Source organism: Paenibacillus sp. Soil787, from assembly GCF_001429545.1.
GTDB lineage: Bacteria > Bacillota > Bacilli > Paenibacillales > NBRC-103111 > Paenibacillus_E.
In genome coordinates this window covers 101,001-126,825 of record NZ_LMSP01000048.1, presented here as the reverse complement: position 1 = coordinate 126,825, position 25,825 = coordinate 101,001, and the positions used below count along the sequence as shown (strand labels likewise).

General features: G+C 44.0%; 17 protein-coding genes. 15 read left to right on the top strand and 2 right to left on the bottom strand.

What is annotated here, in order from left to right; all coding sequences use genetic code 11:
* Window positions 1-372 precede the first annotated feature (372 nt).
* The gene (yicI, locus tag ASG93_RS32870; protein WP_056839272.1) at window positions 373-2,694 is read right to left on the bottom strand and encodes an alpha-xylosidase; all 2,322 of its coding nucleotides are present in this window, start codon (window positions 2,692-2,694) and stop codon (window positions 373-375) included.
* Between the two features lie 131 nt (window positions 2,695-2,825).
* Here yicI and ASG93_RS32865 point away from each other — a divergent pair, with 131 nt between their 5' ends.
* The 7 genes from ASG93_RS32865 (at window position 2,826) to ASG93_RS32840 (ending at window position 10,362) form a co-directional block, all read left to right on the top strand.
* Window positions 2,826-3,749: an AraC family transcriptional regulator gene (locus ASG93_RS32865; RefSeq protein ID WP_056839270.1), complete on the top strand. Its 924-nt coding sequence runs from the start codon at window positions 2,826-2,828 to the stop codon at window positions 3,747-3,749.
* A 31-nt stretch (window positions 3,750-3,780) separates the two neighbouring features.
* Complete coding sequence (locus ASG93_RS37365) at window positions 3,781-3,918, top strand: hypothetical protein (RefSeq protein WP_414858907.1); 138 nt, start codon at window positions 3,781-3,783, stop codon at window positions 3,916-3,918.
* 127 nt (window positions 3,919-4,045) lie between these two features.
* A complete protein-coding gene (locus tag ASG93_RS32860) occupies window positions 4,046-5,521 on the top strand; it encodes a sensor histidine kinase (protein WP_414858909.1) in 1,476 nt (491 codons plus the stop codon).
* Window positions 5,514-6,620, top strand: coding sequence for a response regulator (locus ASG93_RS32855; RefSeq protein WP_056839268.1), 1,107 nt, complete (start codon window positions 5,514-5,516; stop codon window positions 6,618-6,620). The genes ASG93_RS32860 and ASG93_RS32855 overlap by 8 nt, the downstream gene beginning before the upstream one ends.
* Before the next feature lie 159 nt (window positions 6,621-6,779).
* Window positions 6,780-8,498 (top strand): extracellular solute-binding protein, encoded by a 1,719-nt coding sequence (locus tag ASG93_RS32850; RefSeq protein WP_056839266.1) that lies wholly within the window; start codon window positions 6,780-6,782, stop codon window positions 8,496-8,498.
* Window positions 8,499-8,569: 71 nt separating this feature from the next.
* Window positions 8,570-9,460: an ABC transporter permease gene (locus ASG93_RS32845; RefSeq protein ID WP_056839264.1), complete on the top strand. Its 891-nt coding sequence runs from the start codon at window positions 8,570-8,572 to the stop codon at window positions 9,458-9,460.
* A 17-nt stretch (window positions 9,461-9,477) separates the two neighbouring features.
* Window positions 9,478-10,362: a carbohydrate ABC transporter permease gene (locus ASG93_RS32840; protein WP_056839262.1), complete on the top strand. Its 885-nt coding sequence runs from the start codon at window positions 9,478-9,480 to the stop codon at window positions 10,360-10,362.
* Window positions 10,363-10,916: 554 nt separating this feature from the next.
* Here the strand turns inward: ASG93_RS32840 and ASG93_RS32830 are convergent.
* Window positions 10,917-12,284, bottom strand: a complete 1,368-nt coding sequence (locus ASG93_RS32830) for an MFS transporter (RefSeq protein WP_056839258.1) — start codon at window positions 12,282-12,284, stop codon at window positions 10,917-10,919.
* 372 nt (window positions 12,285-12,656) lie between these two features.
* Here ASG93_RS32830 and ASG93_RS32825 point away from each other — a divergent pair, with 372 nt between their 5' ends.
* From ASG93_RS32825 to ASG93_RS32790, 8 genes are all read left to right on the top strand, one after another.
* A complete protein-coding gene (locus ASG93_RS32825) occupies window positions 12,657-14,324 on the top strand; it encodes an extracellular solute-binding protein (protein WP_056839256.1) in 1,668 nt (555 codons plus the stop codon).
* 23 nt (window positions 14,325-14,347) lie between these two features.
* Window positions 14,348-19,162: a glycoside hydrolase domain-containing protein gene (locus ASG93_RS32820; protein WP_056839254.1), complete on the top strand. Its 4,815-nt coding sequence runs from the start codon at window positions 14,348-14,350 to the stop codon at window positions 19,160-19,162.
* A gap of 15 nt (window positions 19,163-19,177) precedes the next feature.
* Window positions 19,178-20,077: an ABC transporter permease gene (locus ASG93_RS32815; RefSeq protein ID WP_056839252.1), complete on the top strand. Its 900-nt coding sequence runs from the start codon at window positions 19,178-19,180 to the stop codon at window positions 20,075-20,077.
* A 17-nt stretch (window positions 20,078-20,094) separates the two neighbouring features.
* Entirely contained in the window at window positions 20,095-20,985 is an 891-nt protein-coding gene (locus tag ASG93_RS32810; RefSeq protein WP_056839249.1) for a carbohydrate ABC transporter permease, read from the top strand.
* A gap of 20 nt (window positions 20,986-21,005) precedes the next feature.
* Window positions 21,006-22,151: a Gfo/Idh/MocA family protein gene (locus ASG93_RS32805; RefSeq protein ID WP_056839248.1), complete on the top strand. Its 1,146-nt coding sequence runs from the start codon at window positions 21,006-21,008 to the stop codon at window positions 22,149-22,151.
* Window positions 22,152-22,309: 158 nt separating this feature from the next.
* Window positions 22,310-23,281 (top strand): ABC transporter permease, encoded by a 972-nt coding sequence (locus tag ASG93_RS32800; RefSeq protein WP_235551045.1) that lies wholly within the window; start codon window positions 22,310-22,312, stop codon window positions 23,279-23,281.
* Window positions 23,282-23,295: 14 nt separating this feature from the next.
* Window positions 23,296-24,165: a carbohydrate ABC transporter permease gene (locus ASG93_RS32795; RefSeq protein WP_056839246.1), complete on the top strand. Its 870-nt coding sequence runs from the start codon at window positions 23,296-23,298 to the stop codon at window positions 24,163-24,165.
* A 68-nt stretch (window positions 24,166-24,233) separates the two neighbouring features.
* Window positions 24,234-25,781, top strand: a complete 1,548-nt coding sequence (locus ASG93_RS32790; RefSeq protein ID WP_056839244.1) for an extracellular solute-binding protein — start codon at window positions 24,234-24,236, stop codon at window positions 25,779-25,781.
* The last annotated feature ends 44 nt before the right edge of the window (window positions 25,782-25,825 follow it).

The window sequence follows — 25,825 nt, the reverse complement described above, 5'->3', positions numbered from 1 at the left end:
GCGTTATTTCGCGGTTTTTGCCTTTGAATCGTTCTTTTTTGATGAAATAGCGCACTCACGTTCCTCTTATTCGATTTCATGCGCAGATTTTCCAAAATAACGAATCGACGTTCCGCTTACTAAAAGACCGATGAGATTTTCCCTGCATTCAGACAGGAAACAAAAAAAGGAGAAGGCAAGAATAACCTGCCTCCTCCTTTTTTGTTTTTGTGCGTATATAAGACTTCCGTGCCGCGTTGCGGCACCACTGATGAATGAAAATTTTTCATTTTCAGGGCAGAAAGTATAAGTTTTATTACACTTCGCGTCATCAGACTTGACAAACCGCTCGTCACTAAAGGACGACGGAGTCTTTTACCATCGGCCTATCTATTAAAATCTCACAGCTATCTTCGATACGCCGGATTCGGGAGTTAGTACGATGCCGATTGCTGAGCTTGTCCAAGATGCGCCTTCTACGGATGAGATCTGATTGAAGCCTCTAAGTACAATGGTGAAAGGTTTTGTCCCGCCTTGAACAGAGATGTCGATCTGCTCATTCATTCGGACTGCTTTTGCGGTTAATTGCAAATTAGCTTGCGTGTCATAAATCGACGTTTCCGCGGCTGCTCCATCTTCCAATTCAAACAAATGAAGAGATACGCCGTCCGCATAATCGTAATCGGGCTTCTGCTCATTTGCTCCAATGGCGAGCAGCGTATTAGGTTTAACCAGCAAGGGCAGCGTCATATAGCCATGCGTTTCTTCTTGCCATTTGCCCCCTTCAACAACTCGTCCACTGAAGAAATCGGTCCATCGTCCTTCGGGAACATAATACATTACAGTCCCTTGATCATTAAAGATTGGGGCAACAAGCAGGTTGTCACCGAGCATATACTGCGTATCCAGATGATGAGTGGACGGATCTGATGCGAAATCCAGCACCATAGCGCGCATCATCGGGATCCCCATTTCTGTGGATTGGATCGCACTTGCAAACAGATAGGGCATCAGCGTGCTTTTTAGCTTGGTAAAATGCCGGAGCACATCGACCGCTTCTTCATCAAACAGCCATGGAACACGATAAGATTCATTGCCGTGCAGACGGCTGTGAGAAGACAACAGGCCAAAGGCTACCCAGCGCTTGTAAATATCGGGCGGGGCCGTCTTTTCAAAGCCGCTGATGTCATGGCTCCAGAATCCGAAACCGGATAACCCAAGGGAAAGGCCTCCGCGAAGCGACTCCGCCATGGAGTCGTAATTGGCAGAGCAGTCGCCGCCCCAGTGTACGGGGAATTGCTGCCCTCCGGCCGTAGCGGAGCGGGCAAATAACATGGCCTCGTTCTTGCCGAGTTTCTCTTCCAACACTTCAAATACGGCCTTATTGTATAGGAATGTATAGTAGTTATGCATTTTCAATGGATCCGAACCGTCGTGGTACTTCACATCGGTCGGGATGCGCTCGCCGAAATCCGTTTTGAAGCAATCCACGCCCATGTCGATCAGCCGTCTCAAATGACCTTTGTACCATTCCGTTGCTTCTGGATTGGTGAAATCGACAAGCCCCATGCCGGCTTGCCAAAGATCCCACTGCCATACGTGGTCATCCAAGGTTTTGACCAAATATCCCTTGTCCATGCCTTCTTGAAAGAGCGGCGATTTCTGGCCAATGTACGAATTGATCCAGACACATATTTTCAGTCCCTTGTCCTTAAGCCGTCCCAGCATACCTACCGGATCGGGGAACATATCAGCATCCCACTCAAAGTTGGTCCATTGATATTCCTTCATCCAGAAACAATCAAAATGGAACACATGCAGCGGAAGGTCTCGTTCAAACATGCCGTCAATGAAACTGTTCACGGTAGCTTCATCATAATCCGTTGTGAAAGACGTTGTTAACCACAAACCAAAAGACCATGCCGGCGGCAGAGCAGGTTTACCGGTAAGCTTCGTGTAATTATTTAGAACATCTTTTAACGTTTTCCCGCCAATTATGAAATACTCCACACTTTCGCCTGGTACGCTGAACTGGACTTTGGACACAACCTCAGAGCCGACTTCGAACGAAACGTGCTCGGGATGATTGACGAAAACGCCGTATCCTTTACTGGATAGGTAAAAGGGTACATTTTTGTAGGCTTGTTCACTGCTTGTGCCGCCATCTTCGTTCCAAATATCTACCGACTGCCCGTTTTTCACTACATTCGTAAACCGTTCTCCGAGTCCGTAAATATGCTCACCAATGCCAAGCTCGAGCTGCTCGCGAAAATAAACCTCTTTGTCAGCTGTAGTAATATGTCCCGCACCTTTGCTGTTGGTACCGGTTAAACGACGGCCTTCGAAGAAGAATTCAGCTCCCCAGGTACTATGTTTGCTGGCTTTTATGCTTAATTCGCCGGATTTCATGGTCACATGATCATTGCTGTCATCGATAGAAACCGGAGTCTGGGGATTTTCGAACAATTCAAAAGCAGGTCCTTGCGAACGTTTGCCTGCATGATGTGTCCAGCGTACACGAATGATATCGGGAAGGGGCGAGCTCAATTCACAAGTCAGCATCGCGCCATTTAAGGTATCCCCTTTTCGCTGAATCTGCCGTGCGGCAGCATATATGGTCAGACTGCTATCTTCTTGATGTACATCGCGGACATCGACAGGATTAAGGACGGTGTATCCTTCTTTTACCATCCAATAACCGTTAGAAAATTTCATTACCATCATCCCTCCAAAGTGTTGTAATATAATTATATTGATTTAAAATGTCCATTCCTTTCGTTATATTGCGAAAAAATATCAGTATTTTGACATACGATTTGAAATTCTCTAAAGGGAGGACTACCGTCATGCAGCAAGCCAATTTAAAAGAGGACCGCATTCACGGCGATCCGCTCTATCCAATCCGAGTGTATGAAATCTGCTGCCAGCCAGGGGAAGAACTGCTTGACCTGCATTGGCATGATGAGCTGGAATTTCTCATGCTTACTAAGGGGAAGGCGGTATTCCGTGTTTCTATGGATGACTATGAATTGGAAGCCGGGGAAGCGATTTTCGTCAACTCCGGTCAGCTTCATTCTGGTCAATTATCCGCAAACGAAGAATGTTGCTTCACCGCCGTGGTGTTTCATTCGGTTATATTGGGAGGCGAGCGGTTTGACCTTGTTCGCGAGAAATATATTAACCCGCTAATCCAACAGAAATTTGTCACTCCTTCTCACATCAGAAATCATTCAATAGAGGAAAAGGAGCTATTGGCGTTGTTGCTTCAAGTGTTCGATTTGAATTTAAATGAAAGGCCTTTATATGAGCTTTCTACAAAAGCATTGCTGCAATTGGTCATTTCAAAGCTAATTATGCTGGGAGGTCCCGCTTTTCGTGAACTTCCGCCTTCAGTGAACCCTACGCATATAGATCGATTAAAGCTGATTATTGAATATATGCAGGTAAACTATAGCAGTCCGATTCGATTGGAGGACCTCGCGGCGATCGTTTCTTTTAGCGAGTCGTATTTTTGTCGATACTTCAAGGGGTTTACAGGGAAAAGTCCACTGGAATACTTAAACCAGGTGCGGGCGCAGCGAGCGGCTTTGCTTCTGAAGGATACCGACAAGAAGATTACAGAGATTTCGCTTGATGTCGGCTTCAATACGTTGAGTTATTTTATCGGCGTGTTTAAAACGCATTTTGGTCATACACCTTCTGAATACCGAAAAAGATTAAGGAAAGACGAGGGAGTTGGTGGATATTCACGAATCACTGTTTCTAATTGAATATAGCCTGATCGGGGGGGAGTGACTGTAGATGTTTGTTAAGATGCAGGAGAATATGAAGTCATTTCTGTACGATTATTTAACGTTGAAAAAGAGGATCTTTATTATTTTCTTATGCAGTACATTAATTCCATTTATTTGTATCGTTCTTATCTCCTATTACGCGTAAAATTCAGAGCGGTATTCAAAGTAATTTAAAACAAGTAGAGCTTTCCTTAGAAAGCACGATAAGCAATTTGAATCATGTTTCCCAACAGCTTGCTTTTACAGGAAGTGTGGGTAATAAGTTGGATCAAATGTTATCGCTTCCCGCAAGTCAATCTTTCGAACGCTCGCAAATGATAGACGCATTAAAAGATGAATTAAGATTAGTCACCTTTACCAACCCTAATATTGGTTTAACCTTATACTATTTTCAAAATGACCATACGTATGATCTCGAAAATTCGGGCGTAAAGGAGAATTTTTCCCCTGAGAAGCTGCCATTGCTTGCAGAATACTCGGGAATTTCTTATTACGGTCCTCATTTAAGCAACAATCAATTTGATAATAATTTTGTTTTGTCTGCACGAAGGAAAGTGGATTTACCGCAGCGTGATGATGTCTATGTCTATATTGAAACGGGGTTTCATCTCACGCAAAACATTCTGAATAATGATCAATTTGGCGGAACGAATTCCCATGTTTTCCTAGATAATAACGGGAGAATCGCGTTTAGTGAGCTTCCCAATTCGTTCGTGAAAGATACGATATTCCCCAACTTTTCTAAAGAAAAAACCTTTGGCACCTATAATGAATATTACTGGTTTAGGCAGGCAAGCAATCAAGGCTGGAGTATCGTGTCGGTCATACCGAAAGCGGATTACAACAAAGAAATGAATCAGTGGTTTGTTCAAATCATGCTGTTTTCGCTCCTTTTTCTGGGGATGAGTGTACTCATGGCTTGGCTCTTATGGAAGATGGTATATGTTCCTTTGAATGGCTTTAATAGAGAAATCAAGCTAATGGCACAAAACCGAGTCCAGACGGTTACGGTACGAACAAAAATACCGGAGTTTGATTTTCTACTGCATCAATTTAGGCAAATGAGAGAGCAGATTTGGAATTTGTTCGCCGAAGTCGAACGAAAAGAGAAGCGAAGAGTGGATCTTGAGGTAGAAAAGCTGCTCTATCAAATTAATCCTCATTTTTTGATGAATACGTTAGATACGGTGCATTGGTTAGCCGTCATGAACGGACAGAACGAGATTGATCGTCTAGTATCATCGTTAAATAAGCTGCTGCATTATAATTTAGGAAAGCTGGGACAGGCGTCAACCATTTCTGAAGAAATAGAAGCCTTAAAGCAATATTTAATATTACAGCAAATTCGCTATGATTTTAAGTTTGATGTCCAGATGAATGTCGATGAAGAGGTATGGAACAAGCCGATTCCTCGTTTTATCCTCCAACCGCTAGTAGAAAATTCGCTTTATCACGGGTTAAGTGATGACGGGTACATTAAGGTAGATGTCAGTTTAACGAATGCGATTCAGATCTCGATTCATGATAACGGTTCAGGGATGTCGGAAGAAACGATTCATAACCTATTGCACAATCCGGAAGTTGAAAACAAAAAAGTTGGAATGGGGATTGGCTTAAACTATGTTAAGCGAATGCTCGAATCCCAATATGGCGAGCAGGCGGACCTGAGCATCAAGAGTGTTATCGGAAAAGGGACAACCATCCTTGTTTCCTTACCTATTATGGAGGTGAACCCCCGGCATGATTAAAGTGATGATTGTCGATGATGATAAATTGGTTCGCAAAGGACTTATATCAGCCATGCCTTGGCACGATTTTGACATGGAGGTTGTCGGGGAAGCAAGTAATGGCGAGAAAGCCTTGGAATTTATAGCAGCGAACGCGATAGATTTATTGCTGACTGATTTGGCGATGCCTGTTATGTCAGGGATCGAATTACTGAAAATCGTGCGAAAGCAATATCCAAGCATTTATACCGTCGTGCTAACCTTTCATCAGGATTTTGAATATATCCAAGAGGCACTGAGACTTGGGGCTATTGATTATATTGCCAAGGTTCAGCTTGAGAAGGAGCGCTTTGAGGAAGTGTTGGAGCGGATTTACAAGCGGATTATGGAGGAGCAGAAGCATGCCCCTAATCCACATGATAGCTTTTATGATAATGAGTCTTCTCATAGCTTAGGTTCTGCAGATCTTGAAGTGCCAGCTCAAAAAGACTTCAATTTAGTAAAAGAGCAATGGTCGGGCCACGAATGGGTTTATCAAGATAACCTATTTACTGCTCATATCCATGATTTGAAGCAGCTGCGGTTACCTCAAACGAAGCTGATCGGGTTGTTATATGCGTTAATCGATAAATGGAATCTTTTATTTCATCCAGTTGATTTGGCGACAATCCAATTGCCGGATTCATTTGAAAGCTGGCATGAGGTTGAGGAATGGTTGATGGCTGCTCGTGAAATGATTCGCAAGGCGATTGATAAACCTTCTTTTTCACAAGAGGTTGTAGAATGCGTGATGAAAGCTGTTTACATTGCTAATGAAGAAATGAAAGAGCAAATTACGGCAGCGAGCATTGCGAAACGGGTTAATATGAGTAGAAGCTATTTCAGCCAGTGCTTTAAAGAAATTGTTGGCATTAATTTTAGTGAGCATTTACGTCACAAACGTATTGAAAAAGCAAAGGAGTATCTGCTTTATACGAATAAAACGATTCTCTGGATTGCTGAGAACGTTGGATATATGGATGAGAAGTATTTTAGCCGCACCTTCCGGGAGCAAACGGGTCTGTTACCAAGCGAGTATCGGCAGAAGAGTGTAACGGGTAGAGAAATGTCCGAAAATTAGAGGGTCAAATGCTGAAAATTCATGAGAAAAAGAAGATTACCTGCGAATTCTCGGTCATTTACCCCTCTAAAGCTGTAACCGTTTTCCATCCTAGCAGCGTGATGTTTTGTGATACTTTTAGGGTGTAGATAAATTCTGAAAGCGAAAGAAGGGGCTTATATGAGAAGATCTAAAAAAAGCATGCTGCTGTTACTTGCCGGGATGCTAGTCGTATTATCCGCATGCTCAGAGAAAGCGAAGGAAACGCCTAAAACTTCATCGGAACCTGCTAAAACGGGAGCAACACAATCAGCAGCAGCGCCTAATGAAGCGGGGCCATTCGCCAAATCGGCCAAACCGATTACCATTAAAATTGGTAAAGATGTAGATGCCTCCGATAAGAGCCTGCCAGCGGGAGACTCCCCTGAGAACAACCCGTATACCCGTTATATCAAAGATAACTTGAATATCGATACCAAAATTGTTTGGCAGGCTGCCAGCGGTAAGGATTACGACCAAAAAGTGAATTTATCCATTGCCAGTAACGATTTGCCGGATGCGTTGGTTGTGAAGGATACACAGTTCAGACAAATGGTGAAAAGCGGTCAACTCGCGGATCTAACCGAAGTTTATAATAAATATGCTTCACCTGCGATCAAACATATCATTGAAACGACGCAAGGACTTGCACTTAAAGCGGTTACCGTTGATGGGAAGATGTATGCCCTTCCTAACGTTACGACAGAATCAGATATGGTTCACATGATGTGGATTCGCAAGGATTGGCTGGACAAATTAGGTCTTCAACCGCCTAAAACGATGGACGAATTAGAAAAAGTAGCCAAAGCCTTTGTCGAACAAGATCCTGACGGAAATGGAAAAGCCGATACCATCGGTATAACAGGCCCGCAATTAGGCGGTTTGCTGAATGCCGATTTTATCAATCCCAATAATAATAACTATGGTTTCGACCCTATCTTTTCTTCGTATCATTCCTATCCAGGATTTTGGTTAAAAGGTGCTGATGGCAAAACAACCTATGGGTCCCTTCAGCCAGAAACGAAGCAAGCTCTCTCGAAGCTGCGTGATCTCTATTCCAAAGGTTTGATTGATAAGGAAATGACCATTCGGAAGGATGCGCAGGAACTGATCAAGAATGGAACTTCTGGTATTTATTTTGGAATGTGGTGGGCTGGCGGTTATGGACCATTAGCTGATGCGATTAAGAATAATCCGAAGGCAAATTGGCAAGCGTATACGGCACCTTTGGATGTGAATGGTGAATTTACACCGCACATGGGGAACCCGTCCAATCAATACCTGGTTATTCGGAAAGGGTATGAGCATCCGGAAGCCGCCATTCAAATGGAAAATCTTTTGCTGCGCGATGAATCCAAATTCGATGTCAAAGTGGCAATTGGAAACTATCCTTTACGTGTTGTTTTTGCCCCGATGGATGAGATGGATGTCACTTACAAGATGATGAAAGAAGTTCTCGCAGGCACCAAAAAGCCGGAGGATCTAGATTTGCCAGGATATAAATTGCTAAAAGCTGATGCTGAAAAAGTGAAAAAAGTAAAACTCGAGCCATATGATAAGAATGACATTCAATACTGGGACCCTAACGCAGATTTAGGGACATGGAAGCGTATGTATTCCACATTCGTAGGGATTTCCCCGTTACAGCAGCCATTTAAGAAAACCTATAGTGTGACCTACTCGCAGACGAAATCTATGGAAAGCAAATGGGCTACCCTGGATAAATTAGAGAAGGAAACGTTCCTCAAAATTATTATGGGAGCAGCGCCGCTGGATTCCTTTGATAAGTTCGTACAAGATTGGAAGAAGCAGGGCGGAGATCAAATTCTGGCTGAAATCGATGAGAGTATCAAACAGTAAGAAAGCATGGAGGCGTCAGAGAACTCTGGCGCCTTTCCCTTACAATAGAGAGAATGGAAGTGATCGGTAGGATGGTTACGAAGGGGTTTGCCAAACATTACTATCTCATGCTTCTTCCTGGATTTATATGGTTGACGCTGTTTAGTATCGTTCCTATGTTCGGGATTGTCATTGCTTTTCAAGATTTTAATCCGGGTCTAGGCATGTTTCATTCCGATTGGGTCGGTTTGGAAAATTTCAAGTATATGTTCACACTTAACGATAGTAAAACGGTGTTTTTTAATACGTTATTTATTGCCGTTATGAAAATTATCGCGAATATGATTGTTCCGCTTATCTTCGCTTTATTGCTGAATGAATTACGCATTGCGTTTTTGAAAAGATGGGTACAGACGATTGTTTATTTACCGCATTTTTTATCATGGGTCATTCTTTCGGGTATCTTATTGGACGTATTGTCTTATAAAGGACCTGTTAACAGCATCTTGGGCATATTCGGTATTAGCCCGACTTTGTTTTTTGGCAAAGCAGAATTGTTCCCTTTCATCATCGTGGGGAGCGATGTGTGGAAGGAATTCGGATTTAACACGATTATATTTTTGGCGGCTTTAACGGGGATCAATCCTGCGCTTTACGAAGCGGCAGCGATTGACGGCGCCACTCGCTGGCAGCGGTTAATTCATGTCACACTTCCTGGAATTATAACAACGGTTATCTTACTTTCAGTGCTCAGCCTAGGCAATGTGTTGAATGCTGGATTTGACCAAATTTTCAACCTCTATAATCCTCTTGTCTATTCGAGCGGAGATATTATTGACACATGGGTCTATCGGACAGGTTTATTGAATCTCCAGTATGGATTGGCCACGGCAATGGGACTTTTGAAATCAGTCATCAGTTTTCTACTAATAACAACTTCCTATTTCCTAGCCGCTAAGTTTGCAAATTATCGTATTTTTTAATATAAAGGAGCATGAAAATGGTCAAAGAAACAACAATCGGCTCCAGAGTATTCGATCTTTTCCTTATCGTGCTGCTGGTTGGCATAGCGCTATTATGTGTTCTTCCTTTATGGTATACCCTTGCTGTCTCGTTAAGCGATAACGCGGCAGCATCCTCGGGGCAAGTTGGCTTATGGCCGGTGGGGTTTAATTTTAACTCTTATCATGAAATCATGGGCGACAGCAAGTTTTTTAACTCGTTTTGGATTTCGATACAGCGTGTCGTATTGGGATCGAGTCTTAACTTTGTGATTATCATTCTGATGGGCTACCCCTTATCCAAAAATGCGAAGGACTTACCGTTTCGAAATGTGCTGATGTGGATTTTGGTGTTTGCCATGTTATTTAACGGAGGATTAATCCCTTGGTATCAAACGGTTAAATCATTAGGCTTGATCAATAACATCTGGGCGCTTGTCCTAGGTAACAGTGTACCGATTTTCAGTGTGATTCTGGTCATTAACTATTTCCGCAATCTGCCTAAGGAATTGGAAGAGGCGGCACTTGTAGACGGTGCGGGGCCTTGGTATATGCTTGTTAAGATTTTCATTCCGCTGGCAGTTCCCGTGTTGGCGACCGTAACCTTGTTCAGCATTGTTTATCATTGGAATGAGTTTTTCAATGGACTCGTGTTGATGTCGAATGCGGATCATTACCCGCTGCAAACCTACATTCAGCAATTGGTCGTCATTGTGGATGCCAATACCATGACCGCGGAACAAATACAGAAGATGAGTGAGCTTTCTAATCAGACCTTGAACGCGGCTAAAATCTTTATTGCGATGATTCCTGTTCTGATCATTTATCCGTTTTTACAAAGATTTTTTATTCATGGGATCACGTTGGGGTCTGTTAAAGAGTAAGGGAGTGGCGGAAGAGGAACGAGTGGCGAAGAACGCGTGGAATCGTGGGGAGCGGAGCGAGTGGCGAAGAACGTGTGGAATCGTGGAGAAGCGGAACGTAGAGGCGTTATTTCGCGTTTTTTGCCACCGGATCGTTCAATATTGCTCGAATAACGTCCTCACGTTCCCTTAATTTGATTTATAGCGCAGATTTTCCAATATAACGCCTCTACGTTCCGTGAACTAACGCTAAGGTGGCATTCCATTGCCCATAGTCCGCAAAGAAAGCAGCAGAACTATTCAAAACGAGGACAGTTGGGCAGGTACAACCCTGTATCTCAGCTGTCTTTTTAATTTTCGGAAAATGATGGCTGTCCTCAAGTAGATTTTATCTACTTTTGGGACAGCCATTTGTGCTTTTTGCTTTTTACTTTGAACTTTGAGCTTTGAGATTTGAGCTTTGAGCTTTGCTTTGTGTTTTATGTTTGTGTTTTCTTTTGTGTTTTCATTAGTGTTCTCTACCTTCACCGAATAGCTAATAGCGCCTCAAGCGGAACTTACTTTAGATAAGTTGTTCATCTACTTTGAGCTGCTTTTGTGCGGACGGAATTACTTGGCATTAATATCGACAATGTGAGAGTTGCCAAGCTGATTACTGCGCATACGATGGCCATAGCGTGGAGCCGCTGTGTGGTGATTTCATGGCTAAAGATGGCTCCAAGTAAACTGGAGGAGAGGATCGTCCCCATAAATCTGGAGGTCATGAACAAGCCCGAAGCTATCCCTGTCTCTGCTGCTGATACATAGGAATATAAAGCCGTCTGCAATCCGAGATTCTGGAACCCGCTGCTCAAGCCGAATACGGATAGAACTGCAAATATCGCTAAGGAAGCTAAATTTTCATGAATAAGCAAAATGAGCAGTGAACCCGCCATAACGATAAGTGAACCGGTGATTAGCGGTGTTTTGGAACCTGAATGGTCAATCCATCTGCCAACCAGCGGCGTAGTGAAAATCCCTAAGCCTGATAAGGCCAGCATCATCATACCTACCTGCTGCGCATCGAAATGCCGGACTTGCTGTAAATAAGAAGGAATGCTGAACATGATCGAGTAGAACACGATGTTGACACAAATAAACTGGATATAGACCAAACAAACGTTGAGATTTTTTTTCAAAAAGATCACATCAATAAACGGCTGGTCGCGCTTTAATTCAAATTTATAGAATAAATAACTCAGTACAACACTGGTTAAAAGAAACCAGAAGTTGACCCCCTTTTCGAAGGAAAGAAAGAAAAATAGCCAACTGATGATAAGCGCTGCGAAAAAGGCAATTCCCCACAAGTCCAGTACGCCTTTGGCGAATGGCTGGCGCGGACCGTCTTTCGGAAGAATTCGGATAGAAAGCAAAAAAGCAATGAGGATAACCGGAAAGTTAACAATGAAAATAGCTGGCCAATCCCCATATTGGATCAAAAACCCGCCAATAGACGGACCAAGGGCCGCCGACGTGGAAGAAAAAATCGACATCACGCTTAGTGCCCGCGCTTGATTATCCGTGATACTGCTGCGAATTATCCCCATACCGGCTGGGTACAGCGAAGATGTGCCTATCGCTTGAATGACACGAAAACCAATAAGCCAGCCAATGCTCGGTGCCAGCGGAGCTAGCATGGATGATACCGTAACGAGAGCAAGTCCAACTAAGAAGATACGCTTGCGACCGAAGATATCGCTTATTTTACCCATAATGGGTTGAGCAATAGCGCTGGCTACATAATAAGTCGCGATCAGCCAAGAGATAGCACTATAAGTGACATGAAACTCAGCTTGCAGCCGAGAGAATGCAACTGAAATCATCGACGTATTCAGCGGATTTAATAGCACTCCAAGGCCGACGGCTGTGATTAGCCAAAGCTGATTGTTCTTATTCGTAAACATAGCATTCTCTCTTTTCTCTCTTTTTTAATCATTATAATCCTAATTAAGTTGGACTGCTTGTAAAAAATCATTCAAAGCGAGTCCCACTTTACATACGAAAGCATAAGAAATCTATATGTTCTTAAGAAATTATAATGTGCTTCAATAAATTTTTAATACTTTATGAGAAATGAGATATATCCAGTTGCGGGTCAAAGCTTCTATGATCGAAATGTAAACGCTATGTAAAATGTCATTCATGCTTACGTCTGCATGTAGGAAGAAGGGGGAGTTATAAAAAATATTCAGAGTGTTCATCTATCTCTTCAAGATAACTTTAGCTCGAGATTCCAACGGGAATCACTTTCATATTAAAGAAAGCGGGGATTGCGCATGAAAAATGGAAAAGGTTGGATGTTTGGACTGCTAGCGTGCATGGTTATACTCTCGGCTTGTTCCAAGGGAAACGATGAAAAGGAAGCTAATTCAACGAAAGTAACAACAAACGCCGAGCCGAGCACTGCGACTCCAAGTATTGCTGCAGCGAAGACGGACTTGTATAAAATGGCGGAGCCTGTCAATACCTCTTTTATATTGAGGGTTAACCCTGATTTAAAGCTGCCGCAAGGCGACACAATGGACAACAATCTGTTTACTCGTTATATCTCTGAGCAGACGAATATTAATTTCAAGCTGCAATGGTACGCCTCCAATACCGACTACGAACAAAAAGCGAAGCTTGCGATCGCAAGCAATGATCTTCCGGACGCTATGATTGTGGATGAGAAGCAATTCCGCGCCATGGCCGAGGGAGGTCAAATCGAAGATCTGACCGATGTGTATAACAAATATGCTTCGGACGAAGTCAAGAAGTATTACGATTCAACCAAGGGAAGAGCGCTAAAGCAAGCTACATTCAACAAGAAGCTAATGGCCTTGCCGAATATCATTCCGCAAGCAGATGCCTATGTGTTGACTTGGGTTCGTAAGGACTGGCTCGACAAGCTGGGATTGCCTGAGCCGAAGACGCTCGAAGACGTTGAGAAGATCACGGAAGCTTTTATCAAAGGAGATCCTGACGGCAACGGCAAAGCGGATACGGTCGGAATTACCGGCAACAATTCAACAATAACGCAGTGGTATGGGCATGATTTCAGGGCAATTTTCAATGTTTTTAACTCGCACCCTGGCATTTGGTATAAAGATTCATCCGATAAAGTTGTGTATGGCTCGACGACGCCAGAAGCGAAGCAAGCCTTGGCAAAAGCCCGTGAATTTTATGCGAAAGGGCTGTACGATAAAGAGTTTGCCACACGCAAGGATCCAAATGAATTGGTTGTAAGCGGTCAAACGGGCCTATTTTTTCAGGCTTGGTGGGAGCCGTTCTCGCTTGGAGACGCGATTAAGCGCGATCCTAAAGCTGACTGGATAGCTTATGCAATTACCGGTGTTAATAGCAAATACAATGTGTCGATGGTTGCGACAAGCAGTTCTTTCCTTGTTGTGAAAAAAGGCTATAAACAGCCGGAAGCACTCATGAAGTATTTGAACTTTGTCACTCGTTTTTTCAAATCGCCAACCGCGAATGATCTCAAAATCGACCATGTTCAGTATGTATCCATACTGCCTCTCACGCTCAATATTGATTACGAGGACACAGCAACGAAGAAGCATGACATGCTTGTACAAGCAAACGAAGGGAATCTTTCGCCAGATCAATTAACCCCGGAAATGAAGGGTCATTATGAACGCTGGCAGCGAGTACTCGCATCCTCTGGCAAGCCAGATCCAGCAGATTGGTCTGCACCTTATGCGTATTTGTACGGCATTGGGGCATTTCCTAAGGAAGAGGCTCAGAACAAAGTCTACCCAGCGTATACAGGGACTACGCCTACAATGGATAAGAAATGGTCCAACTTGCAGAAGTTAGAGGACGAGACATTCTTCAATATCGTTTTGGGTAAAAAACCGATCGAAGCGTTCGATCAATTCGTCTCCGACTGGAAAGATCAGGGTGGGGAACAAATTACGAAAGAAATCGAGGCAGAGCTCCAAAAGTAAACTCAGGAAGAGAGGGAATAACCGTGCATAAGATAAAAGCAGCTTTCGTGTTAGTTGCAAGTCTTCTTTTTTCGATGGTCCCTGTCGCTGCGCCTCTCGCACATGCCGAGAGCGGCGGAATTGACATGTGGGTCGTAAACCCCTTGAAAACCGTATATCGAACGAGCACGCTTCCTAGTGACCCACAAGATAATATAAGCATTGTGTCTGCCAAAAATGAGTATGAAAGCTCGCAAATCGTCGTAAGAAACGATGCGGAATTCGATATCACGAAGGTTGAATTCTCGGATCTAGTGTCATCCGGGAAGGACACGCTCTCTAAGGACAACTTGAGCTATCATTTTGAGGAATACGAGCTTAAAGATACGGTTCAACCGAATGTATTTTATCCGGAGCGCGTGGGCAACCTCATCTATCCGCCATCGGACATCCCTGATCCATTATCCAATGAAATATCTATCCACGTAGCTGCGAATTCAACACAACCTATTTTTGTAACTAACTATGTGCCTTCCTCAGCTGTGCCAGGTGTTTATAACGGTTCCATTAAGGTAAAGACGACCTTGGGTGACTACAGCGTACCGATTCAAGTTGATGTGGAAAATGTTGAAATTCCCAAAATCACAAATGCTAATTTTGTGAATTATCAATGGACCATGACGAACGGCTTTACCTGGGATAACTATGATGTAGGGAAATATTACTATGGTTTAGAGACCTATAGCGATGAATGGTTCAAATTAATGGACAATTTCGCCAAGGTAATGGCAGATCATCGCCAGAACATGGTATGGATCAGAACCGACCTCTTTTTGAATGCGACAGGGACCAAGTATTCGGACTTCAATGACGGGATTCCTCAGCATATCGATTGGTCGTTATTTGATCGGTATGTCCAAAGCTTTATCGACAGGGGCATCACCAATTTCGCAAATATTCACTTAATTGGCGCATTAAACCAAATCATGCCAAGCGAAGAGAAGCAAGATGCATGGAAGACGGATTTGCCGGACGCTCTTCCGAAGACGGATGCCTTTTTGGAGCATTATCTGACAGCGTTAAGCGATCACCTGAAAGCGAAAGGCTGGCTTGACGGCGGTTTTACCTGGTATCAGCATATCCGGGATGAGCCTACAACCGATAAGGATCGGAATTACTGGACCTATGTTGCCAGAAAAGTAAAACAAGTCGCTCCTAAGTTCAAGACCATGGATGCTGACCCTAACGGGGTCTTGTTGGCTGATGGAACGAAACCCTATGTTGACGTGTGGGTACCCTTAACGCCAGCCTTTCAAGAGAAGAAGAGCCTGTATCAAGCGGAGCAGGCCGCTGGCAAAACATTGTGGGAATACACGTGCGAAGTCAACACGCCCCCTTGGCTTAATCGATTCTGGACACAGCCCACATTAACCGGAAGGCTGTTATTCTGGAATCTCAGCCAAGATGGTGTGACAGGTCACTTGCATTGGGCATGGAATGCCTGGTACGTAGGCAACTGGCACGGGGATTCTACGATTGTGTATCCAGATAAAAACCGGCAGACGGTAAAAAGCTCGCTTCGCTACGAAGCCCAAAGAGACGGTCTTGAGGACTATGAGCTGATGTACAAAATTAAGCAAACGAATCCGGGTTTGGCCAAGAAGATAGCCGACAGTGCTGTGAGCCCGGATGATCCGAGGAAGTACACGCTTGATCCGGCTTATATTATGACGCTTCATCAATATTTGGTTAAAGCAGCGGCGGGCGCAGCTATAGGTGAGATTCCATCGTCCACTAGTCCTTATGAAGGTCAAGATATCCCGATGACGTACATGGTAGACAGTGCTAATGGCGATATTCGCTATGCCGGTGAGTGGTTCTCCAAGAGCAGTCAATATGCCTATTCAAAAAGCGTTCAAGCGACTGCGAGTAAAAATGATTCGCTGGAGTATGATTTTGTCGGTTCAGGAATCGACGTCATTGTGGAGAAAAACCAGGCATCTGGGAAAGTGAACATCTCCGTAGACAATGCGAGTCCAGTTATCGTGGATCTGTACGAGAAAGTCCAGCACGACTATTTTACGATATATAGCAAGCAGAATCTTTCTGAAGGGGACCGTCATATCATCAAGATTACCAATCTAGAGGGAAAAGAAATAAGCTTCGACGCCTTCCGGGTACATAGATACACAGGACAGCAAATCTATGACGCCTCTCTGAAAAGCTTGGAACTGACCAATGCCCCTAAGTTTGAATTTAACAATAACATCACCAATTATCGGATCATGCTTCCAGATAGTGTCAACACTCTCTCCCTAACGCCGAAGCAAACAGATGAAGCAGGCAGTTTACTCATTAACGGTAAGCGTATGGTTAGAGGTGCGACTGTTATTGCCAACATTCCAACAGGAAAAAGCACCATCACACTCCAATCCACCGCAAGCGATGGCGTCACGACGAAATCGTACACACTATCTTTTGTGAAGGGGGTTAAGAATGAGCCTGGCACCAATATCGCACGTAGCTATTCGGATATTACCGCCACTCTGACGCGTCCGCTCGATCAGGGCGGGGATACCTACGGCCCAGCTAAGATGGTTGATGGCAGCTACGGCACGATGTTTGCCAGTTGGCAGGGATACTACGACGATCATCCATTCCCGCATGAGTTCGTCATTTCATGGGACAATAAGCAGTCATTCAATACCATTGTCATGGCGACACCATCTGGTCTTATTCAGGGAATCAATGATATTGATGTCTTGGTCTCAAAAGATGGCGTCAACTATCAAACGGTCGCTCAGCGAGTTCCGATCACCTGGACGAGCAACAAAGATGATGGGGTTATGGAGCTCACTTTCGCAAATATCCCGGCAGTTTCAGATGTCACGAAGCTGAAAATCCAGATCAATAATGCTTACAACGCTACGTGGCGGATGTATGCCGTTTATGAACTTGAGCTATACAACCTACCGGAGAATGAAGTTGCTTTCGAAGGCTTAGGTAATCAGATTCAAGCGAGTGCGGGTCCTAACGGAACGATTAGCCCTAGCGGTAAAGTAACTGTTAACGATGGCGATAATAAATCGTTCACGTTTGTGCCTAACACCGGATATTCCGTAGATAAAGTGACAGTTGACAGCATAGAGGTGACAGTCACCGGCAATGTCTACACGTTTGATAAAGTGACCTCCAGTCACACGATCAATGTCACTTTCAAAGCGGATGGCACCGGTAGCAACAAAATTCAGGCAAGTGCAGGTCCTAATGGAACGATAAACCCGAGCGGTGATGTCGTTGTGAATGTAGGTGATAATAAAGCTTTCACGTTCTTGCCTAATACCGGATATCAAGTCGATAAAGTGAAAGTTGACAATACGGAGGTGACTGTATCTAGCAATGTTTACACGTTTGATAAAGTGACCTCAAGCCACACGATTAATGTCACTTTCAAACCGAGTGGTACCAGCACTGGTAATACTAACCTAATTCATGCTAGCGCAGGTCCTAACGGAACGATAAACCCTAGCGGTGATATCGTTGTGAATGCAGGCGATAATAAAGCTTTCACGTTCTTGCCTAATACCGGATATCAAATCGATAAGTTGACAGTTGATAGCAAGGAGGTGACTATCACTGAGAATGTTTACTCGTTTGATAAAGTGACCTCCAGTCACACGATCAATGTCACTTTCAAAGCTAGTGGTACCGGTGGCGGAGTGTCTTATTCGAGTGATCCCGTGAAGGAACCTACCGATAAGTATCTCGTCAAGCCGGAGGAATTCACTACGTCTGCCGGAGCCGGGAAAGTGACGATTGCGATAGGCGCCGATATCAAACAAGTCGTGCTGCCGTCCAATGTTGTTGAACTTCTGGCAGCTAATCAACTAGTCTTTCAGACGGATCAGCTATCGATTACTGTGCCGGTTGAAGTTCTAAAGCAGTTAGTCGATAAGATACCTGCAGATGAACAAAAAGACAGCCATATTGCGCTGAATCTCAATCAATTGCCGCGCTCCGAGGCAAATGTCCTACTGGCCAAGGCACATGTAACAGGCCAGACGAAAGTGACACTGGTCGGAGATCTAGTCGATCTTAGCTTGGTTATGATTAGAAAAGATGGGCTAACCACTAGTGTTCCCAAATTCAACCAACCCGTTATGGTTCGGTTAAAAGTTGACAAAACCGCTAACCCGAATTTATCAGGTGTCTATTTTATTGCTGAAAATGGATCGCTCGAATATGTCGATGGGACGTATGACAATGGTGAAATCGTTGCAGCGATCCCGCATTTCAGCAAATACGCAGTACTTGAAGTGAAGAAGTCGTTCTTGGATGTGCCTTCTTCCCACTGGGCGTTAAGCGTGATTCAAGAACTGGTTAACAAAGGAGTATTGAACGGTGTCACAGAGGACTCCTTCGAGCCGAATCGAGCCGTCACCCGCGCAGAATTTACTAGTATGCTCGTTAGAGGGCTGAAGCTTTCGGCAAAAGGAGAGCGCCTATTTAGCGATGTCGCAAGCGACGCATGGTACTCCGATGCGGTTGCTATCGCTTATCACTCGGGTATTGTGACAGGGAAAAGCGAGAGCCTATTTGATCCGAACGCTCAAATTACAAGACAAGAGATGGTTGCCATGATGATGCGGGGTTATAAGCTAACCAAGCCAAATCAGGCAAACGGGAATAAGGCTTCTTCTTTTACGGATGAATCCGATGTAGCCCCATGGGCTCTTGAATCTGTAAGGGAGGCCGCAGCACTTCAACTTATAGACGGCGTGGAGCACAACAAGTTTGTCCCGAACCGTGTAGCTACCCGTGCAGAAGCGGCTATGATGCTGAAGAGGGTACTCCAGTGAGGAGGAGAGAACTTAATGAGGTATCGATCCATACAGAAACATTATCACGCCATGCTGCTTCCCGGGGTTATCCTGCTCTTTATTTTCAGCATTGTCCCGATGTTCGGAGCGCTTATTGCCTTTCAGGATTTTAAAATCGGTCTGGGTATCTGGAAATCTCAATGGGTAGGATTCGAGAACTTTCAGTATCTGTTTCAACTGCCCGACAGCAAAAGGATACTCACGAACACCTTGTTCCTCTCGATTATGAAAATCATAGCGAATCTATGCATCCCCTTACTATTCGCTATTTCGTTGAACGAGTTGAGAAGAAGAACGTTCAAACGGTGGGTACAAACGATCGTCTACTTGCCACACTTCTTGTCTTGGGTTATTTTATCGAGTGTGATTACCGATATTCTCCAGATCAAGGGCCCAGTGAACGAGCTGCTCCAAGTATTCGGTTTCAAACCGATCCTGTTTATGATTAGCAACAGCTGGTTTCCCAGCATTGTGATTACATCTGACGTATGGAAAGATTTCGGCTTTAACGCAGTTATTTATTTGGCTGCGTTAGCCGGAATCAATCCTTCCTTATTCGAAGCGGCTGAGATGGATGGAGCAAATCGGATGAAGCAGATTTGGCATGTGACAATTCCGTCACTCAGACCGACGATTGTTCTGCTGGCGACATTAAGCTTGGGCAGCATACTTAATGCCGGCAATGCCGGATTCGATCAAATCTTGAATCTCTATAATCCGCTCGTTTATGAATCGGGTGACATCATCGATACGTACGTCTACAGGGCTGGGATACTAGATGGTCAATATGGCTTAGCCACAGCGGTCGGACTGCTTAAATCTGTGATAGGTTTTATTCTCATTATGACATCGTATAAGCTGGCCAGCAGATTTGCGAATTACCGTATTTTTTAACAGAGGAGATGGGGACTGTGGTGCGAAGCCAAACAATCGGGTACAAAATTTCGGCCTTCCTACTCTATGTGCTGATGGGCGGTGTAGCACTGCTTTCGCTCGCTCCGATTTGGTATACGGTCGCCATTTCATTTAGTGACAAAGCGGCGGCGGCAGCAGGAAGCGTCACGTTCTGGCCGATCGGATTCAATGTATTTTCTTACAAGACGTTATTAGGCGATTCGGCTTTTTTGAGAGCATTTATAACTTCCGTTAAGCGGGTTCTGCTAGGAGGCTCGATTAACTTTCTATTGACAGTTCTCATGGCTTATCCGTTGTCCAAGGAAACAAGCGAATTCCGTTCTCGGCATTTGTATATGTGGTTTCTCGTATTCACCATGCTGTTTAGCGGAGGAACCATTCCGCTCTATATCGTCGTGAAGGAACTTGGACTCTTTAATTCCATTTGGTCCCTGGTGCTGCCAACTGCCGTACAGGTATTCAATGTCATGCTGCTGCTGAATTTTTTTCGGAGTATTCCGAAGGAGCTGAATGAAGCGGGCGAAATGGACGGGGCGGGCCCTTGGTATATGTTGGTCAAGGTGTCCCTACCCTTATCTATACCAGCTCTTGCTACAATAAGTTTATTCAGCATCGTCAGCCATTGGAATGCGTTCTTCGACGGCATGATCTATATGCGCAGCTTTGACAAATATCCGCTTCAGGCCTACATTCAACAGCTCGTCGTGCAAGTGAATATGCAGCAAATGTCCAGCGATCCGAATCAACTTGATCTTTTATCCAAAATGTCGAACAAAACGTTGAACGCATCCAAGATCGTCATATCGATGGTGCCAATTCTATTGATTTATCCATTTCTACAAAAGTATTTTATTCACGGTATTATGTTGGGATCTGTTAAAGAGTAATGTGAACGGGAGTGTGTGTCATGGCGAATGTGGGGATTATCGGTTTGGGGGAACGGGCAAGCTGGATCGTTAAATTGCTTTTGCAATACGAACAAGGCATTCAGATTCAGGCCATAACGGATGTGGATCTACAGCGGGCCAAATTAAGAGCTGAAACTCGGGGAATCGATACGCAGCATGTGAAATTCTATACCGATGCGGACCAAATGCTCGACAGCGAGAAGCTGGATGGCATCATCATTGGGACGCGATGCTCGCTGCATACGACGATGGCGATCAAGGTGTTAAAGCGTGGGTTACCGTTGTTTCTTGAAAAGCCGGTTTCGACATCGATGGCGGATTGGCAGCGATTGAAGCAGGCGAGAGAGCAATCAAAAAGTGAAGTTGTCGTATCCTTTCCACTGCGTGTCTCTGCGATGGTTACGATGGCGAAGGAGATTGTTCAATCGGGCAAACTCGGCACTGTGGAGCATGTTCAAGCGATTAATAATGTTCCGTACGGCTATGATTATTATCACACCTGGTATCGGGATGAAGAAGAAACCGGCGGGTTGTTTCTACAAAAAGCAACGCATGATTTCGATTATATCAACCATCTGCTTGACATCCGGCCGGTCCGAATCTGCGCTATGAAATCCAAACAAATTTTTAAAGGCCATCATGCGGAAGGTCTGTTATGCGTGAATTGCGAAGAATATCATACATGCCCAGAGGGGCCCTATGCAAAAAAGCACTTTCGCGGTGAAGCATCAGTTGAGAACAGCCTATGCTGCTTTGGCGTAGATACCGGCAATGAGGATTCAGGCAGCGCTATCATTCAGTATGAGACAGGGATGCACGTCTCCTATTCGCAGAATTTCTTCGCGCGGAAAAAAGCAGCAGCCCGGGGAGCAAGACTGCTCGGATACAAAGGCACTTTGGAATTTGATTGGTATACACAGCAATTAAAGGTATTCATGCACCACACCTCACGAGTGGAGAAGTACGAGATAAGTACGGAAGACGGCCATGGTGGCGGAGATGAAGTGTTGGCGCTGAATTTCATTCATGTTATGAAGGGCACGGCAAGGTCTGTTGCCCCTTTGGAAGCAGGATTGCTAAGTGCTGTGATGTGTTTGAGCGCCAAGGAATCTGCCGAGAACAGCATGTTTATCACCCTCCCGTGAAGGCATTAAGAAATTCATATCATATTAAAAATTTTAAGCCCTAAATCATAAGATTTTAATACTTTAAGCAGAATGCGAAATAGGCAATTTCAGTTTAAAATCTTATGATCATCATGCAATGTAAAGCGTTTACATAATGTCGGAAAGGAGCGAGTCCATTGAGTCAGGTAACAACCCTTACATCGAGAACTGGATATCAAGCAAAGAAATCAAGAAAAGGTTTTATTCATGAGCTTTGGAAAAACGGCTGGTACTACATGATGGCATTACCGGGCTTACTATTTTTTATTATCTTTAGTTACTTGCCTTTGCCAGGGATTATCATTGCATTCAAAGATTACAGATTCGCAGACGGCATTTTCGGAAGCAAGTGGGTGTGGTTTGATAACTTTAAATTTTTCTTCAACGGCGAGTACGCATGGAGAACGACTTTCAACACGTTGTTCATTAATGCGAACTATATCATCTTTGGAACACTTTTTGCCGTTGCATTTGCGCTTCTTTTAAATGAAGTTAAAAATGGCCTTTTAAAAAGGTTATATCAAAGCTTCATGTTTCTGCCTTATTTCTTCTCTGCGATTGTAGTCGGTGATTTTGTTTATTTAATCTTCAGCACAAAATTTGGCGTTGCGAATCAATTGCTGGAGCTTACTAATAGAACTCCGATTGATTGGTACTCTAGCGCACAATATTGGGTTTCCATCTTAGTGGGTGTATTCATCTGGAAGAATACAGGCTATGCGGTTGTGATGTACTTGGCCACCATCGTAGGCATTGACGATGAGCTTTATGAAGCGGCCGCACTTGACGGGGCTGGCAGATGGCAGAAGACTCGCTACATCACTTTGCCGTTGTTGTTCCCGACCATCATCATACTTACTCTTTTATCCATTGGCAAAATGTTCTTTGGGGATTTTCAAACCATTTATTCCATCGTAGGCGATGAAAATGGAATGTTATTTGCAACAACGGATGTCATTGACACCTATGTATTTAGGGCTGTCAAAAAGTTGGGGGATATCAGTATGCCTGCTGCAGTGGGATTATATCAATCCGCTTGCGGGTTTATCACCGTTATCTTTTGCAATTGGGCAGTCAAAAAATATAACAATGAACACTCGTTGTTTTAGTCAGGGGTGGAGTAGTGAACAACCAAGGAAGAGCTTCGCAAATTCTATTCCATATCATCTTTATCGTATTTTGTTTATTTACGACAATTCCCTTTATTCTTACGATAATCGTGTCGGTGACGGACGAGAAGTCAGTTGTGAATAATGGCTATCGATTCATTCCGGATCACTTCTCGCTAGACGCTTTTAGGTTGATTTTCGCATCAAGCGAGATCTATAACGCCTACGGTGTATCTTTAATCGTTACACTACTAGGCACAGGGTTGAGTTTACTTGTAACCACAACGCTAGCCTATGCGATCGCAGTACCCAAAGTGAAATATAGAAATGTGATTGCACTTTTCATTTTTATTCCCATGATTTTTAACGCAGGGCTTGTCCCTTGGTATATATTTATTACGAAGTACTTGCATCTAAAAAATTCCATCTTTGCTTTGATTTTACCGATGCTAGTAAGCCCGTTTAATGTATTTCTGGTTCGAAATTACTTCAAATCATTACCCCCGGCTTTGGTGGAATCGGCAGAAATTGAAGGGGCAAATCCGCTGTATATTTTCGTCAAAATTATCCTTCCACTTTCCACGCCCATTACGGCGACCATTGCTTTATTCTACTCCTTGGCTTATTGGAATGACTGGAACTTGGCGCTCTGGTTAATTGACGAACGAGAATTATATCCTCTGCAGTTCATGCTGTTCAAGATTCAATCCATGATTAATTATATGAGTTCAGGCGGCAATTATGGCGTAGGCAGCACGACGCTGCCATCTGTCACCGCACAAATGGCGATGGTTTTGGTAACGATCGGACCGATCATCCTGATGTATCCTTTCGTTCAGAAGTACTTTATTAAGGGAATCATGATTGGGGCCGTCAAAGGTTAGTTAGAGCTTGATTACAAGTTGAACATATGCAGGATCCTAGGATCCTCAATGAAACGGGAGGAAGAACATTGAAGAAATTACATGTTAAAGCTGCGAGTGCTACTTTGGTGCTCACGATGATGATGAGTTTGATGGTTGCTTGTTCGAAAAATGAGGGGATTAATCCGCAAGCGACGGGTAATGCGAATGCGACAACATCGCCGGTATCGGCTTCAGCAAAGCCGATAGTTGAAGGAACAGTGAAATTTGTTTTACCTGGCGATGCTCCCAAAGATTTGGCAGGCGTTCAGAAGGCGATGGAAGAAAAACTCAAGGCAGACGGCTTAAATATCAAATTGGAGTTCACTTATTTTCCATGGGACCAATACACGAATAAGCTCAATCTCATTGCAGCTTCCGGAGAGAATTACGATCTTGCTTGGACGCATGTCAGCTGGTTATCCCAAATCGCGGCTAAAAATGTCATCATGCCTCTGAATGATTTAATTGAGGAGCAGGGCCCGCAGCTCAAAGCTAATATTCCGGCTGCGAGTATCATGAGCGCTTCTATTGATAAGAAGATTTATGGCATTCCTACTTTGGTTCCTTCCGCTGAAAATAATAACTTTTTCGCCATTCGGGGCGATTTAAGGGAGAAATACAAGCTTGCTCCGATTAAGACATTAGCCGATTTCGAAAACTACCTCGATACAATTAAAAAGAATGAGCCGAATATGGTACCGATCGCCAATGACAATACACGCGGTCTCTTGCGAGAATTTGGTGATATTTATTTGCCAATAGGCGATTATGGCGCAGGACCGGCTTACATTGATCCGGCCGATAAAAACCTTGAAGTTAAAAACTTTTTCGAGTCTGATATTTTCAAAAATATTGTAAAAACCAAAAGAAAGTGGTATCTGAACGGATGGTTTCCTAAAGATGCCCAAGAAATTAAAGACTCGGAAGCCGCTTTGAACAATGGGAAAATCGCTGCTACCTGGTCCAATGTGCTGAAGACATCGGAGCGGATTGACGCCTTTAAGACAACACTTCCCAATGGTACGCTTGAAGATGTATTTTTAAATCCGGAAAAGCCGAAATACGTCTTCGACGCTGCTTCTAACTTATTGTCGATCTTCTCAACAAGCAAGAACAGCCAAGCCGCCATGGCCTTTGTCAACTGGTTTAGAAGCAGTAAAGAAAATTATGATTTGTTCTCCTATGGCGTTAACAATGTCAACTATAAGCTGGATGGCGAGGCGATTTCTACGCAGGGAATTGCCGATCGTGCTACCTATAATCAGGTTAACTGGGCGTGGGATGATATTCGGATGAAACGGTTCAGCAAGAATGTTAACCCTGCCTACATAGAAAAGCTGAAAGTATGGGATAAAGATTCTATTGTGGCGCCAATGCTTGGCTTTCGATTCAATGCTGATCCCGTAAAGTCGGAAATCGCACAAATTGATGCGGTAGGCCAAGTATACGTGGGTCCAGCTAACAATGGATATACCGACTATGACGCTTTCTATCCTGAGTTTAAAAGTAAATTGAAAGCAGCCGGGATCGACAAGGTGATTGCTGAAATTCAGAAACAACTGAACGAATTTATGGCAAAAAAGGCTTCGAAATAAGTGGAAACCGCTTGACCTCAACTATAACGAAGGAGGTAAGTTTA